Genomic DNA, 13,709 nt, shown 5'->3' with positions numbered 1-13,709 from the left:
GGGCGGGGACATGGGCGGGGGCGTCATCACGCGCGTCGCCCGGCAAAGCGTGCGGGCGACAGGGCCGCGACGATGTCGGCCTCCAGCTCCGGCACCCGCCCGGCCACCAGATCGGCCACCAGCCGCGAGGCCGCGGGCGCGGTCTGGAACCCGTAACCGCCCTGCCCCGCGACCCAGACAAAGCCGGGGTCCAGCGGATCGGGGCCCAGAACCAGCACCCGGTCGGGGGCAAAACTGCGCAGCCCCGCCCATGATGCGGTCAGCCGCGTTACCTCGGGCGTGACGAAGTCCTGATAGCGGGCGATCCCCTCGGCCAGAACCATGTCATCGGGCCATGCATCATGGGGCCCGGGCACCGGGTCTTCTTCGGCGGGCGAGATGATGAGCTGGCCCGCATCGGGCTTGGCATACCATGTCTCGCCCGCGCCGAACATCATCGGCCAAGCCGTCACATCTTGCCCGCCGGGGGCCGGAATGCGCGCGACCGAACGGCGCAGCGGCGTGATGCCGATGGGCGCGATACCCGCCATGACGGCGATCGGGTCGGCCCATGCCCCCGCCGCATTCACAAGGATGCGCGCCTGATGCACCCGGTCGCCCGCCGTCACCTGCCAGCCGCCGGGCTGGCGGGTGATCGCCGTGACAGGGGCGCCCGTCACCACCTGCCCGCCATTGGCGCGGATGGTCCGCGCGAAATGCTGGATCAGCCGGTCGGTGTCGATATCCCAGGCATCCTCATGGGTGGCCACGGCATGGATTGCGGCGGGCTTCAGGATCGGCACCAACGCCACCGCCTCGGGGATCGTGATCGGGTGCAGCCCCATGGTGGCGACATCATGGTCAAAGGCCGCCTGATCGCCCGGCCCGGCCAGAACCATCAACCCCCGTGGGCTGAGCACACCGCCATCCAGGCTGTCATGATCGGCGCGCGAGGCGAGGTTGAGCGCCACCGTCGCGGGCTTGCCATATTGCGCCTCATAAAGCGCCGCCGACCGGCCCGAGGCATGATAGGCGAGCGCGGGCTCAGACTCGAGCAGCAGCACCCGGCCCAGTTCGGCAAGCCGCGCCCCGGCCGAGACACCCGCAATACCACCGCCGATGATGAGAAAGTCATGGATCATGGGGCGATGGGTGGCATGGGGGAGGCGCGCTGTCTAGGCCACGCCCGCGATGCGTCGCATCAGCGCCACCGCCCCCCACAGCAAAAGCGCGGGCAAGATCAGCGTGCGCAAGGCGAAGACCCCGATGATGGTGAGAGTGGCGGAAAACAGGTCGTCGGCCTGCGACATCAGCACGACGGCGGCATCGCGGTAGCGGCCGACGGCGGCCATCGCCTCACCCATGCCGTCACCGGCCGTTTGCACTTGCCGGGCAAAGCGGGTGAACAGGCCCGTTTCGACCGCTTCCGCCGTTGCCGCGGTTTCGACGGCATCGGCGCCCGCGCCGATCAGCACACCCGCCTCATCGGCGACACCCGACAGCGTGGCCATCGCGGCATCCCATTGCGGCGCAGTGATCCGGTCGCCCAACACGATCCCGCCCGCAAAGCCCAGCGGCAAGATCAGCCCCAGCGCCGCCCCCAGCCGCATCGCGTAGCCCGCCGCCGCCCGCATCCCGGACACCGCAATCAGCCGGTCACCGGCCAGCCGCAACAGGCAACCAAGGCCCAGAATGCACAGCCCCAGCGCCGCCACGGGCGCAAATCCCACCGTCGCCAGTCCCGCCCCCACCGCCACGGCAAAGACCACACTGGCCACCCGTTCGACGGTATCATCCACCGGTTCCAGCACCTTGAGCGGCTGCAGACTGGCCTGCGCCCCGATCGAGGCGCCCAGTTCGATTTCCTGCGCGGTAGAAAGCGCGGCATTGATCACCCGGAGCGAGACATAGACACCCGCGGTGGCCGCCGCGATGTCTTCGGCTGCGGCCGTCGCGGGGCCAAGCGCGGGGTTCAGCACCCCGCGCCCCGACAGTTCCCAGAGCCCGACGGCCAACGCGACAAGACCGGCGATGCCCAGCAGCAGGCCGCGCATCACAACATACTCGGCACGACCAAATCCGGCGGCCTGTGGCCATCGGCGAAGGTCTTGATGTTGATCAGCACTTTCTCGCCCATCTCGATCCTACCCTCACGCGTGGCCGATCCCATGTGGGATAGTCCAATGGCTGCTTCAGAAAAGATCAGCTCTTCGTATCGCTATTCTAGTATCCTCGCGCGGGCGGCAAAAATTGCCTCCAACCAGGCGCGCGACAAGGCGCGATTGCCACTATGGTCCCCACCAGGAACAATCGTGAGTTCGGCATTCACCTGATTGTCTGTAAGGGTCTGCATGTAGCTTTGACTAAGCACCGGGGGTGTAATGATATCTTCTTCACCCACCAAAACCGTGATCCGTACCAAATTTGGCGCATCCACATTTGTCGGCGAAACCGAGCGGCTCAACGTGTTCTCGGGCCAAGTAGCGTTCAGCGACTGCCACAGATCAAGGTCGCAAGGACAACTTACCAAAATGGCCTCATCAACCAGCGCTTCTTCAAGGGAAAGCGCGAGCGCCAATTGAGCGGCACCTCCAGAATGCCCTACGGCAATTATAGGCGCAGCGTTTCCAAGTCGTTTGAGGTTGGCCGCGATAATTTCCGCATTGTCCAACGTGTATTGATCACGTCGACCAAAATTTTCACCCGGACTCTTGCGCCCCCAAGGGTCTTGGTAGCCCGGCCTGAGTAAAACATGGACCGTCGCTTCCGGGAGGCGACGCGCAATTTCCGCGCCAAATGCGAAATTACTTGTCGGATCGCCGCCGCGGCCTTCATCCCCATGGAACATGACAATCGTCAGTGCTGTACCAGTTCCGATTTGAAGACCTGCGAGGATGTCCTCGGACATTGCCTGCGTTCCAAGATTAAGTCCGATTACAATCGCAAAAAACCGAGAGACGAACATCTTCACCCTTTGTGCAACTATGAGTTTTCTTTCTTATAACCGACATTCATGCACGCAGCAGCATCGGTCAAGTTGGGCTCACACCCGACCCCAAGATCCGCCCCCCCTCACAACATACTCGGCACGACCAAATCCGGCGGCCTATGCCCGTCGGCAAAGGTCTTGATGTTGATCAGCACCTTCTCGCCCATCTCGATCCGGCCCTCGCGTGTCGCCGAGCCCATGTGGGGCAAAAGCACCACATTGGGCAGTTCGCGCAGGCGCGGGTTCACCTCGCGGCCGCGTTCGAACACGTCGAGGCCCGCGCCCGCGATCTCGCCCGCGCGCAACATGCGCGTCAGCGCGTTTTCGTCGATCACCTCGCCGCGCGAGGTGTTCACGATCACGGCCGTGGGCTTCATCAGCTTGAGCCTGCGTGCATTGAGCAAATGAAAGGTCGACGGCGTGTGCGGGCAGTTGATCGAGATCACATCCATCCGCGACAGCATCTGATCGAGGCTGTCCCAATACGTCGCCTCGAGTGCTGTTTCGATATCGGCATGCAGGCGGCGGCGGTTGTGGTAATGCACCTGCATCCCAAAGGCCCGCGCGCGGCGTGCCACCGCCTGACCGATGCGGCCCATGCCCAAGATGCCCAGCCGCTTGCCCGCCACACGCCCCCCCATGAAGGCGGTGGGCGCCCAGCCATCCCATGCGCCCGTCTGCATCACGGCCATGCCTTCGGGCAGACGGCGCAGCACGGCCAGGATCAGCGCCAGCGCCATGTCGGCGGTGTCATCGGTCATCACGCCCGGCGTGTTGGACACAAGAATGCCGCGCTGGCGCGCCGTGGCCACATCGATATGGTCGACGCCCGCGCCATAATTGGCGATCAGCTTCAGCCGGTCGCCCGCCTGTGCCAGCATGCCGCCATCGATGCGGTCGGTGATGCAGGGCACGATCACATCGGCCCGGCTCATCGCGGCGACCAGATCGGCTTTTGACAGGGGCTTGTCATCGCTGCGCAGCTCGACATCGAACAATTCGCTCATCCGCGTCTCGACGGTCTCGGGCAACCGTCGCGTCACGACAACACTCAACCGCTGAGCTGGCATCAAGCGCTTCCCCTTGCTGGCAATTCGGCCTTGTCCATGACACTCTCCCATCCGAACCGAGCACGCAAGCCACGAGGCTGCCGCACGGCAAGAATACCCGCACCAACGGGCACAAGTGCAGAGACAGGCAGAATGTACATGGCATCGGCACGGCGCAGCCTTCTGGCCATCGCGACAGGCGTGATCCTGACCGCGGCAAGCATCGTGATGGCGCAAGAGCCGCCGCGCGTGGTGCCCCAGCCCCGCCCGGCAGCGCCGACAGCGCCCATTGCCGATGCCGCGATCCCGGCCGCGCCCGATGCCGCCAGCCAAGCCGCACCCGTGGCCCCATCGGCAACGGTCGCAGCCACCACCGCGGCGCCATCCGGCCCACAGGTGGGGCCTGTCACGGGCTTTCCGATCCCGCGCTATGTCTCGCTCAAGGCCAGCGAAGCCAACGCAAGGCGTGGCCCATCGCGCAGCCATCGCATCGATTGGGTGTTCCTGCGGCGCAACATGCCGGTGATGGTCGTGGCCGAACATGGGCATTGGCGCCGGATCATCGACCGTGACGGGGCGGGTGGTTGGGTGCATTACACCATGCTGTCAGGGGTGCGCACCGTGATCGTGGAGGCCGACATGCTGCCGATCATGACCCGCCCGGATCCCGGCACCATGGTGCGCGCACAAGCCGAGCGTGATGTCATCGCCGAGGTGAAGCAATGCCGCGCCGGCTGGTGCGAGATCGAGGCGGGCGGCTATCGTGGCTGGGTCGACGCCGCCGGGCTTTGGGGTGTCGGTCCCGGCGAAACGATCGAGTAACGGCCAAACCCGTCCCACGCACCCATGAAAGACCAGCCTGCCATGACCTCTGATCCCAGCCGCCTGCGCGCCGCCATGCTGGCCACGCGGCTATCCTTTCTGGCGGCGGGCTTCGTGATGGCCTGCTGGGCACCGCTCATCCCCTTTGCCAAGGCCAAAGTCGGGGCCGATGAGGGGGTGTTTGGCATCTTGCTCCTGTGCCTTGGGCTGGGCGCGATCCTTGCCATGCCGCTGACCGGCTATCTGAGCGCGCGCATCGGGGCGCGGCCGATGATCGTGTGGGGGGGCTTCGGGCTTGTCGCGATCTTGCCGCTTCTGGTGCTGGCGCCGTCGGTCTGGTCGCTGGGGCTGGCGCTGGCGCTGTTCGGGGCGGCGCTCGGGACCATTGACGTGGCGATGAACATCCATGCCGCCGAGGTGGAAACCCATGCCGGGCGCCCGATGATGTCGGGCTTTCACGCGATGTGGAGCCTTGGCGGCATTCTGGGCGCGGGCGGCGTCACGGCCTTGCTGTCGGCAGGGATGGCCCCCCTTGGCGCGGCGCTGACGGGCAGCGCGCTGGCTTTTGGCGCGATGGCTGTCGCCACACCGCGCCTGTTGCGCCATTCCGGCGGCGCGATGCCGGAATTCGTCCGCCCGCGCGGCGCCGTGCTGCTGCTGGCGATCCTTGCGGCGATCTCTTTTCTGGTCGAGGGCGCGATACTCGATTGGGGCGCGCTCTTGATCGTGGCGCAAGGTCTGATGGAACCGTCAGGCGCGGGCATCGGCTACATGCTGTTCTCGATCGCGATGACGATCGCGCGGCTGACCGGCGACCGGGTGGTCGCGGCGCTGGGACGCGGGCGGGTGATGATGCTCGGCGGGGCGATTGCGATCCTGGGCATCACTTTGACGCTGGTTCCGGGATCAATCTGGCCTGCGCTGACGGGCTTTGCCTTGATCGGTCTGGGCTGCGCCAATCTGGCACCGGTGATCTTCAGCCTTGCCGCGCAAAGCCGCGACATGGCGCCCGGTCTGGCCGTGGCCGCCGTCACGACCACGGGCTATGCCGGCATCTTGCTGGGCCCGGCGCTGATCGGCTTTGCGGCCGACGCGACCAGCCTGGCCATGGCTTTCGGCGGGCTGGCCGTGCTGATGGCGGCATTTCCGCTTGCGGCGGGGCGTGCCGGTCGCACGGGCTGACCCCACGATCAGGCCGCGCGGTCAAGCCCCCGCCCCTTGAGCAACGCCGCCACCCCCGGCATCCGGCCCCGAAAGGCGGTGTAGAGGTGATCGGCCTCTGCGCTGCCGCCGGCCGACAGGATGAAGCGCTCCAGCCTCTGGGCGGTATCGGCATCAAAGGGGCCGCCTGCCTCCTCAAAGGCGGCAAAGGCATCGGCATCCATCACCTCGGACCACATGTAGCTGTAATAGCCCGCCGAATAGCCATCGCCCGAAAAGACATGGGCGAAATGCGGCGTGGCATGGCGCATGCCGATGGCGCGTGGCATGCCGATGCGCGCCAGCGTCGCGGCCTCGGCAGCCATCGGATCGGCGGGTGCCGGACCGTCGTGAAACTCCAGATCGACCATCGCCGAGGCGACATATTCGACCGTCTGAAAGCCCATGTCATAGGTCTGCGCCGCCAGAAGCCGCGCCAGCACCGCCGGCGGCATGGGCGCGCCGGTCACGGCGTGGCGGGCATGGCGTTCCAGCACCTCGGGCACCGACAGCCAATGCTCGTAAAGCTGGCTGGGCAGTTCCACGAAATCGCGCGCCACCGATGTACCGCTGATCGAGCCATAGGTCACATCCGACAGCATCTGATGAAGCGCATGGCCAAATTCATGAAACAGCGTGCGCGCATCATCATAAGACAAGAGCGCCGGCGCCCCCTTGGCAAAGTTGCAGACATTGACCACGACAGGGCGCACATCGCCGCCCAGTTTCATCTGGCTGCGGATGGCCGAACACCACGCCCCCGAGCGTTTCGACCCGCGCGCGAAATAATCGCCGATGAACACCGCGACATGGGCGCCGCCGCGCGTCACCTCCCAGGCGCGGGCATCCGCGTGATACAGCGCCACATCGAGCGGTCGGAATTCGAGCCCGAAGAGGCGCTTGGCGCAATCGAAGGCCGCCGCGATCATCGCGTCGAGCTGGAAATAGGGCTTCAATTCGGCCTCATCCAGATCATGCTCGGCCAGACGCCGCTTTTCGGAATAATAGCGCCAATCCCATGGCTCGAGCGCCCCGTTGATCCCGTCGGCATGCAACATCGCGGTCAGCTTGACGGCATCGGCCTCGGCCTGCGCGCGCGCGGGCGCCCAGACCGCCATCAGCAGATCTCGCACCGCTTGCGGATTGCCCGCCATCTCGGTTTCCAGCTTGTAGGCCGCAAAGCTGGGATAGCCCAACAGCCCCGCCCGTTCCGCCCGCAAGGCCAGAACCTCGGCGGTGATGTCGCGGTTGTCGGTGGCCCCTCCGGTCATCCCGCGCGCCGCCCATGCGCGATAGGCCTTTTCGCGCAGATCGCGCCGGGGCGAGAATTGCAAGAACGGCACGATCAGGGACCGCGACAGCGTCACCACCGGCCCCGGCTGGCCCTTTTCGCGGCCTGCCTCGCGCGCCGCAGAGATGACGAATTCGGGCAATCCATCCAGATCGGCCTCGGACAATTGCATGAACCAGTCGCGCTCATCGGCCAGAAGATTCTGGGTGAAGGCTGTGCCCAGAACCGCAAGGCGCGATTTCACCGCCGTCAGCCGGTCGCGCGCCGCCCCCTCCAGCGCCGCGCCAGACCGCGTGAAGGACCGATGCGTCAGATACAGGACCCGCATCTGTTCCGCGTTCAGACCCAGGCTGTCGCGCGCGGTCCACAAGGCGTCGATCCGGGCGAACAGGGCCGCGTTGTTGGTGATCTCCGACGCATAGGCCGAAAGCATGGGCGCAAGGTCGCGCTGCAGCGCATCGCGCGCGGGGTTCGCATCGGCGCCGGACAGGTTGTAGAACACCCCCGCCACCCGGTCGAGCAGCGCATCGGCCAATTCCAGCGCCTCGATCGTGTTGGCAAAGCTGGGCGGGGCGGGGTTGTCCGCGATGGCCGCGACGGCGGCCCGGCCCTGTGCCAGCGCCGCCTCCATCGCCGGGGCGAAATGGGCGTCCTCGATCCGGTCGAAGGGCGGCACGCCAAAGGGCGTGTGCCAGGTTTCAAGCAGCGGGTTGGTCATGGTCGGCATCTCCTGTCAGCGCGCAAGATAGGCCGCGCGCGCGCCTTTTTCGAGGGGCAGCCCTATACCCCGCCGCACACAGGGCAACCGGGGTTGCGCGACAATCGGATCTCGCGCCCTTCGGCCAAGAGCGCATCATGGATCAGCATCCGCCCGGCCAGCCCTTCGCCGGCCCCGGTGATCCGCTTGATCGCCTCCATCGCCATCATCGCGCCGATCACGCCGGGCAACGCACCCACAACGCCCGTCTCGGCACAGGTGGCCGCCAGCCCCGGCGCCGGTGCGTTGGGAAAGACGCATGCCATGCAGGGTGCCCCGCGCGCGGGATCATAGATCGTCACCTGCCCCTCCCAGGCCGCGATCGCCCCCGCCACAACGGGCTTGCCCGCGGCCACGGCGGCGCGGTTGATCATGGCACGCGTGGCGAAACTGTCGGTGCCGTCCAGGATCAGATCATAGTCGGCAAACAGCTCCTGCGCGATCTCTTCGGTCAGCATGCGATGATAGGGGCGGACATCGACATGGGGATTGATCGCCGCCATGCTCTTTTGGGCCGAAAACACCTTGGGCATGCCCTGTCGGTCATCGCTGTGGATCACCTGCCGCTGCAGGTTCGACAGGCTGACGGTATCGGCATCGATCACGCCGATCCGCCCGACGCCTGCGGCGGCCAGATACAACAACGCCGGCGCACCCAGACCGCCCGCACCCACGACCAGCACCCGCGCCTCTTTCAGCGCGCGCTGGCCCGGCCCCCCGATCTCGCGCAGCGTGATGTGGCGGGCATAGCGTTCCAGCTCTTCATCGGAAAAGGTCCGCTTCGGCGCGGGCGGCGCGGTGGCGCGTACGGCCTCGGTCCGGCCCGCCCGCGCCTGCAACAGGCCAAGCCCTCCGCGATAGGCCAGAACCACGGCGGCCAGAATGCCCACAAACAGCCATTCGCCCAGCGATCCGCCGCTGACCTGCCGCAAGGGATGGGTGACAGGCAGCACGATCTGCACCGCCACCACCGCCAGATAGAGCAGCCCCAGCATCACAAAGCGCGCGCGATAGGGCGCCTTCAAGACATGCCCCACCCCCCAGAGCATCGCCGCCAGTCCCAGAACAAACCCCATCAGCGCACCCCGGTCGACCCGAAACCGCCCGATCCCCGCGCGGTCGGATCAAGCGCTTCAACCACGACAAAGCGCGCCGTCACCACCGGCGCGATGACCGCTTGGGCAATGCGGTCCCCATGGCCGATGCGAAACGGCTCCTGCCCGAAATTCACCAAGATCACCCCCAAGGGCCCGCGATAATCGCTGTCGATGGTGCCGGGGCTGTTGAGCAGCCCCACCCCGTGATGGAGCGCCAGCCCCGAGCGCGGGCGGATCTGCATCTCATGGCCCATGGGGATCGCCACCCGCAGCCCGGTGGGCACCAGCGCCCGCGCACCGGGGGCCAGAACCAGCCCCCCGGCGCGGTCCTCAGGCAGCAGATTGGCCCGCAGATCGGCCCCCGCCGCCCCCGCCGTGGCGTAATCGGGCAAGGCCACATCAAGATCGGCCCATGGCTCTCGCAAGGTCTCGATCACCACGCCCATGCCGCCCCCTTCATCTTTCCCAAAATACGCATGCGCGGCTGCAACTCAGGCCAAGGCCTCTGCGATGCGCAAGGCCAGCCGCCGGGCGACCTCGACCTTTGGCAGGCGCGGCCAGCTTTCCGCGCCTTGGGCGGTCATCAGCGTCACCGCGTTTTCCGCGCCCCCCATGATACCCGTTTCAGGCGAGACATCATTGGCCACGATCCAGTCGCACCCCTTGCGCGCGCGCTTGGCCGTGGCATGGGCCACCACCGTCTCGGTTTCGGCGGCAAATCCCACGACAAGACGCGGGCGCCCGGCCCCCATTTGGGCCACACGGGCCAGAATGTCGGGGTTTTCCGCAAAATCCAGCGAGGGCGGCGCGCCTGTGCCATCCTTTTTCATCTTTTGCGCGGCGGGGTTGGCCACGCGCCAATCGGCCACGGCGGCGGCAAAGACAGCCGCATCGGCAGGCAGGGCTGCCGCCACCGCATCGGCCATCTCAAGCGCCGTTTCGACCGCGATCACCGCCACCCCGGCGGGCGGGGGCACAAGGGCCGGGCCGGTGATGAAGCTGACGCGTGCGCCCAGATCGCGCAACGCGGCGGCCAAGGCGGTGCCTTGCGCCCCCGAGGATCGGTTGGCGATATAGCGCACCGGGTCGATGGGTTCATGGGTCGGGCCGGATGTGACCAGCACATGGCGCCCCTTGAGCGGCCCATTGCCCAGCGCCGCGCCGATCGCGGCCACGATCTCGGGCACCTCGGCCATGCGGCCCGGGCCAAATTCGCCACAGGCCATGGGCCCCTCGTTCGGTCCCACAACCAAAATGCCGTCGGCCAGCAACCGCGCCAGATTGCGCCGCGTGGCGGGATGATCCCACATCCGCACATTCATCGAGGGCGCGATCAACACGCGCTTGTCGGTCGCCAGCAAAAGCGTTGTGGCCAGATCACCGGCCAGACCCGCCGCCATCTTGCCCATCAGATCGGCGGTGGCCGGCGCCACGACAATCAGATCGGCGGCGCGGCTCAGCTCGATATGGCCCATTTCCGCCTCATCGGTCAGGTCGAACAGGTCGCGATAGACCTTGTGCGCCGCCAAGGCGGACACCGACAGGGGCGTCACGAATGCCTCGCCCGCCCGCGTCAGAACCGGGGTCACGCTTGCACCTTGATCGCGCAGTCGCCGGATCAGGTCGAGCGCCTTGTACGCCGCGATGCCGCCGCCGATGATCAGAAGAATCCGCTTGTCCGCCAGCATGATGAGCCGCCTTGTTTCACAGCGCCAAAGGTTAGGGCCGCACCCGGCCAAGGGCAATGTCAAACTCTGCCGATGATGGCGCACTCAACGAAAGGCGGCACAGGGGTCGGGGCGGTCCACCGGGGCCGACATCGCCCACCGGTCAAAGGGCACATCACCCCCGGGCAGAGCCTCGAACTGGCCCAGCGCAAAGACCGCAACCTCGGGCGCGGCGCGGGCCAAAAGCGCGGGCACCCCCCAATCGCGCCGTGCGTGGCCATTGCCCGTGATCACCGCAACCGGGCCACCATGGGCATCCCATGCGGCCAGTGCCGCCATGGCCAGCGCGGCATCGCGCAAGCGCTGGGCCTCGACGAAGCCGGGCAGGAGATGGTCGGGCAGCGCATCGCAATGGGCGGCCATCTGTTCGGCCTCGCGGGCGGTTTGTTCGGCCTGGGGCAAGGCGTCGTTCAGACCAAAGCGCGCGCTGTCACCCGCAAAGACAGCCGCAGCCCCCCGATCAAACGCCGCCCGCACGGCCGCGCGATCCAGATGCGCGCCATAGACGGGAACCTGTGCCCCGAGGGCAAACAGGGGGGCATAAAACGCGAAATCGGGCCAACCGGAATTGGCCCAGTCAAGCGCAAGCGCCAAGGCCGCTGGGTCGCGGGCCAGATCGGGCGTGATGCGCGCGGCCGCATCAGCCGAAATCATTTCAAACACCACAGCCGACGGCATCAGCCGATCCAGAATCTCGGCCTGTCTTGCGTGATGACCGGGGTTGTCATGCACCTCACCCAGGATCAGGATCTGGGCGCCCTGCGCTGCGCGCAAGATGTCAGACAGCTCCGCCTCTTGCGCCACGGCCTTGAGTGCACCCAGACACAGGGCGCATGCCACGGCAAGGCGCAAGCACCATGCCACAGCCCTAGCGCAGGAAGGCAATGGTTTGTGACGGGTTGCGGTCGGCGGCAGCCGGTTGCGCACCGGGTGCCGCGATGGTGATGGACAGGATGAACAGCCCCGCCAAAAGCGCCAGCGGCGCGTGAAGGATCATGCGGCGAAAAATGACCGGACCTCCTTGGATTGCGCCTCGAGCGTCTTGCGCATCTTGGCAAAGGCGGCGGCTTCAAGCTGGCGCACGCGTTCCTTGCTCAGGCCCAGCTCTTCGCCAAGGCTTTCGAGCGTGCGGGGTTCTTCGCGCAGCTTGCGTTCACGCACGATAAAGCGTTCGCGATCGTTCAGCGCCTGCATCGCGGCGATCAGCCAATCACGCAATTGCCGGGTGTCATGGCTGGCCTCGACAAGCTCGGCGGCCTGCGCGCTGTCATCTTCCAGCGCGTCGATCCATTCGCGGCCATCCTCATCGACCGATTGGGTCGCGTTCAGCGAATAATCCGACCCGGCCAGCCGGCCCTCCATCATCTCGACATCATGCAGCGGCACGCCCACTTCGGTGGCGATCATCTGGCGCAGCTGGTGCTTGTCGAGGCTTTGGCCTGCGGCCTGCGCCTCGCGCTCGAGCCGGGCCTGAACCCGGCGCATGTTGAAAAACAGGGATTTTTGCGAAGATGTCGATCCGGTGCGCACCATCGACCAGTTGCGCATGACATAATCCTGAATGGACGCCTTGATCCACCAGACCGCATAGGTCGAAAAGCGCACGCCCCGATCCGGGTCGAATTTGTCAGCGGCCTTCATCAGGCCCAGACCGGCCTCCTGGATCAGGTCATTCATCGGCGCGCCATAGCGCTTGAACTTGGCGGCCATCGAAATGGCCAGGCGCATGTAGGCTGTCACCAGGCGGTGCAGCGCCTCTTCATCGCGCTGGTCGCGCCAGGCATAGGCCAGACGCAATTCCGTTTCTGCATCCAGAAGCTCGGCCCGCATCGCGCGGCGGCTGAGGTTCTGATCTCCACCCATGTCCAGTGCCATCTGGGACCTCCCGGTTCCTGTTGATCACGCATCGGCAAGTCACGTTCTGTTAAGTTCTACGCAGCCAGATCGCGGTTGGTTCACTTTTGGGGATGGAAAATTTCACGCCGCCGCATAGAACCCGCCCAGATCTGCCATCACGATGTCGCGATTGCGCGACAGGCCCCTGTTTTCCGAAAGCGACCCCCATGCCCTATGCCTTGATGATCGGCGACCGCTCCTATTCCAGCTGGTCGTTGCGCGGCTGGCTGCCCTTTGGCGCCTTTGGCATCCCGGTCACGCTGCACAGCACCATCTTGTATCACGACGGCTTTGCCCGCGCGCTTGAAGCGTTTGCCCCGGGCCTGCGCAGCGTGCCGGCGCTCAAGACACCGCAGGGCGGGGTGTTGAGCGACAGCATCGCGATTGCCTGGCATCTGGCCGAAACCTTTCCCGATCATGGGCTTTTGCCGCGAGACCCCACCGATCGGACCATGGCGCAAAGCCTGATCGCAGAAATGCATTCCGGCTTTGGTGCGCTGCGCGCCGCATGTCCGATGAACCTGCGCACGGGTTGGGCGGGGTTCAAACCATCCGATGCGGTTCTGGCCGATCTGGCGCGGATCGATGGCTTGTGGTCGCGCGCGCTGTCACGGTCGGGTGGCCCGTTCCTGTTCGGCACCTACACGCTGGCCGATGTGTTCTACGCGCCCGTCGCCATGCGCATCGCGGGCTATGGCCTGCCGGTGTCCAGCGCGGCACACGCTTATGTCGCGGCCCATCTTGCGCATCCGCCGCTTCGGCAATGGCGCGCAATCGGCCTGACCGATGGCCCCGAGCAGACCGCCTATGAGATGGGCCTGCCGCGCGTGCCGTTTCCCATCGCCCCACCCGAACGCTGAGGGCTGTATTTACCTTTCGGTAACGCTTCGGGCGTAAACGTT

At 66.3% G+C, this 13,709-nt stretch carries 14 protein-coding genes and 1 pseudogene; 3 read left to right on the top strand and 12 right to left on the bottom strand.

Annotated elements, in window-relative coordinates:
- Window positions 1-26: 26 nt before the first annotated feature.
- From Q0094_RS03895 to Q0094_RS03875, 5 genes and pseudogenes are all read right to left on the bottom strand, one after another.
- Entirely contained in the window at window positions 27-1,121 is a 1,095-nt protein-coding gene (locus Q0094_RS03895) for an FAD-binding oxidoreductase (RefSeq protein ID WP_297615450.1), read from the bottom strand.
- Window positions 1,122-1,154: 33 nt separating this feature from the next.
- Entirely contained in the window at window positions 1,155-2,033 is an 879-nt protein-coding gene (locus Q0094_RS03890) for a hypothetical protein (RefSeq protein ID WP_297615448.1), read from the bottom strand.
- Window positions 2,033-2,164: pseudogene (locus Q0094_RS03885) on the bottom strand (D-glycerate dehydrogenase); the annotation flags it as partial. The pseudogene Q0094_RS03885 and the gene Q0094_RS03890, both read right to left, overlap by 1 nt.
- Window positions 2,165-2,197: 33 nt before the next feature.
- On the bottom strand, window positions 2,198-2,887 hold the full coding sequence (locus tag Q0094_RS03880) for an alpha/beta fold hydrolase (RefSeq protein ID WP_297615446.1): 690 nt from the start codon (window positions 2,885-2,887) through the stop codon (window positions 2,198-2,200).
- Between the two features lie 164 nt (window positions 2,888-3,051).
- A complete protein-coding gene (locus Q0094_RS03875; protein WP_297615444.1) occupies window positions 3,052-4,038 on the bottom strand; it encodes a D-glycerate dehydrogenase in 987 nt (328 codons plus the stop codon).
- A gap of 138 nt (window positions 4,039-4,176) precedes the next feature.
- Here Q0094_RS03875 and Q0094_RS03870 point away from each other — a divergent pair, with 138 nt between their 5' ends.
- Both Q0094_RS03870 and Q0094_RS03865 read left to right on the top strand, forming a co-directional pair.
- Window positions 4,177-4,839, top strand: coding sequence for an SH3 domain-containing protein (locus Q0094_RS03870; protein ID WP_297615442.1), 663 nt, complete (start codon window positions 4,177-4,179; stop codon window positions 4,837-4,839).
- Window positions 4,840-4,881: 42 nt separating this feature from the next.
- Entirely contained in the window at window positions 4,882-6,021 is a 1,140-nt protein-coding gene (locus Q0094_RS03865; protein WP_297615440.1) for an MFS transporter, read from the top strand.
- 8 nt (window positions 6,022-6,029) lie between these two features.
- Here the strand turns inward: Q0094_RS03865 and Q0094_RS03860 are convergent, their stop codons facing one another.
- The 7 genes from Q0094_RS03860 to Q0094_RS03830 all read right to left on the bottom strand — a co-directional run bounded on the left by Q0094_RS03860 (window position 6,030) and on the right by Q0094_RS03830 (window position 12,786).
- Entirely contained in the window at window positions 6,030-8,048 is a 2,019-nt protein-coding gene (locus tag Q0094_RS03860) for a M3 family metallopeptidase (RefSeq protein WP_297615438.1), read from the bottom strand.
- 62 nt (window positions 8,049-8,110) lie between these two features.
- Entirely contained in the window at window positions 8,111-9,163 is a 1,053-nt protein-coding gene (gene moeB, locus Q0094_RS03855; protein WP_297615436.1) for a molybdopterin-synthase adenylyltransferase MoeB, read from the bottom strand.
- Window positions 9,163-9,630, bottom strand: a complete 468-nt coding sequence (dut, locus tag Q0094_RS03850; protein WP_297615434.1) for a dUTP diphosphatase — start codon at window positions 9,628-9,630, stop codon at window positions 9,163-9,165. Before dut ends, moeB begins: the two co-directional genes overlap by 1 nt.
- A 45-nt stretch (window positions 9,631-9,675) precedes the next feature.
- Window positions 9,676-10,872: a bifunctional phosphopantothenoylcysteine decarboxylase/phosphopantothenate--cysteine ligase CoaBC gene (coaBC, locus tag Q0094_RS03845; protein WP_297615433.1), complete on the bottom strand. Its 1,197-nt coding sequence runs from the start codon at window positions 10,870-10,872 to the stop codon at window positions 9,676-9,678.
- An 84-nt stretch (window positions 10,873-10,956) separates the two neighbouring features.
- Window positions 10,957-11,751: a ChaN family lipoprotein gene (locus tag Q0094_RS03840; RefSeq protein WP_297615431.1), complete on the bottom strand. Its 795-nt coding sequence runs from the start codon at window positions 11,749-11,751 to the stop codon at window positions 10,957-10,959.
- 28 nt (window positions 11,752-11,779) lie between these two features.
- Window positions 11,780-11,908, bottom strand: a complete 129-nt coding sequence (locus tag Q0094_RS03835) for a hypothetical protein (RefSeq protein ID WP_297615429.1) — start codon at window positions 11,906-11,908, stop codon at window positions 11,780-11,782.
- The gene (locus Q0094_RS03830) at window positions 11,905-12,786 is read right to left on the bottom strand and encodes an RNA polymerase factor sigma-32 (protein ID WP_297615427.1); all 882 of its coding nucleotides are present in this window, start codon (window positions 12,784-12,786) and stop codon (window positions 11,905-11,907) included. Before Q0094_RS03830 ends, Q0094_RS03835 begins: the two co-directional genes overlap by 4 nt.
- 188 nt (window positions 12,787-12,974) lie before the next feature.
- Here Q0094_RS03830 and Q0094_RS03825 point away from each other — a divergent pair, with 188 nt between their 5' ends.
- Entirely contained in the window at window positions 12,975-13,667 is a 693-nt protein-coding gene (locus tag Q0094_RS03825; RefSeq protein ID WP_297615425.1) for a glutathione S-transferase, read from the top strand.
- The last annotated feature ends 42 nt before the right edge of the window (window positions 13,668-13,709 follow it).

The sequence above is a fragment of the uncultured Roseicyclus sp. genome (assembly GCF_937892565.1).
GTDB lineage: Bacteria > Pseudomonadota > Alphaproteobacteria > Rhodobacterales > Rhodobacteraceae > Roseicyclus.
This window is presented reverse-complemented; position numbering and strand designations above follow the sequence as displayed.

What these genes read in the sequence shown, in the direction of transcription:
- Q0094_RS03895 (WP_297615450.1), bottom strand. Translation starts at nt 1,121, where the DNA reads ATGATCCATGACTTTCTCATCATCGGCGGTGGTATTGCGGGTGTCTCG.
- Q0094_RS03890 (WP_297615448.1), bottom strand. Translation starts at nt 2,033, where the DNA reads ATGCGCGGCCTGCTGCTGGGCATCGCCGGTCTTGTCGCGTTGGCCGTC.
- Q0094_RS03880 (WP_297615446.1), bottom strand. Translation starts at nt 2,887, where the DNA reads ATGTCCGAGGACATCCTCGCAGGTCTTCAAATCGGAACTGGTACAGCA.
- Q0094_RS03875 (WP_297615444.1), bottom strand. Translation starts at nt 4,038, where the DNA reads ATGCCAGCTCAGCGGTTGAGTGTTGTCGTGACGCGACGGTTGCCCGAG.
- Q0094_RS03870 (WP_297615442.1), top strand. Translation starts at nt 4,177, where the DNA reads ATGGCATCGGCACGGCGCAGCCTTCTGGCCATCGCGACAGGCGTGATC.
- Q0094_RS03865 (WP_297615440.1), top strand. Translation starts at nt 4,882, where the DNA reads ATGACCTCTGATCCCAGCCGCCTGCGCGCCGCCATGCTGGCCACGCGG.
- Q0094_RS03860 (WP_297615438.1), bottom strand. Translation starts at nt 8,048, where the DNA reads ATGACCAACCCGCTGCTTGAAACCTGGCACACGCCCTTTGGCGTGCCG.
- moeB (WP_297615436.1), bottom strand. Translation starts at nt 9,163, where the DNA reads ATGGGGTTTGTTCTGGGACTGGCGGCGATGCTCTGGGGGGTGGGGCAT.
- dut (WP_297615434.1), bottom strand. Translation starts at nt 9,630, where the DNA reads ATGGGCGTGGTGATCGAGACCTTGCGAGAGCCATGGGCCGATCTTGAT.
- coaBC (WP_297615433.1), bottom strand. Translation starts at nt 10,872, where the DNA reads ATGCTGGCGGACAAGCGGATTCTTCTGATCATCGGCGGCGGCATCGCG.
- Q0094_RS03835 (WP_297615429.1), bottom strand. Translation starts at nt 11,908, where the DNA reads ATGATCCTTCACGCGCCGCTGGCGCTTTTGGCGGGGCTGTTCATCCTG.
- Q0094_RS03830 (WP_297615427.1), bottom strand. Translation starts at nt 12,786, where the DNA reads ATGGCACTGGACATGGGTGGAGATCAGAACCTCAGCCGCCGCGCGATG.
- Q0094_RS03825 (WP_297615425.1), top strand. Translation starts at nt 12,975, where the DNA reads ATGCCCTATGCCTTGATGATCGGCGACCGCTCCTATTCCAGCTGGTCG.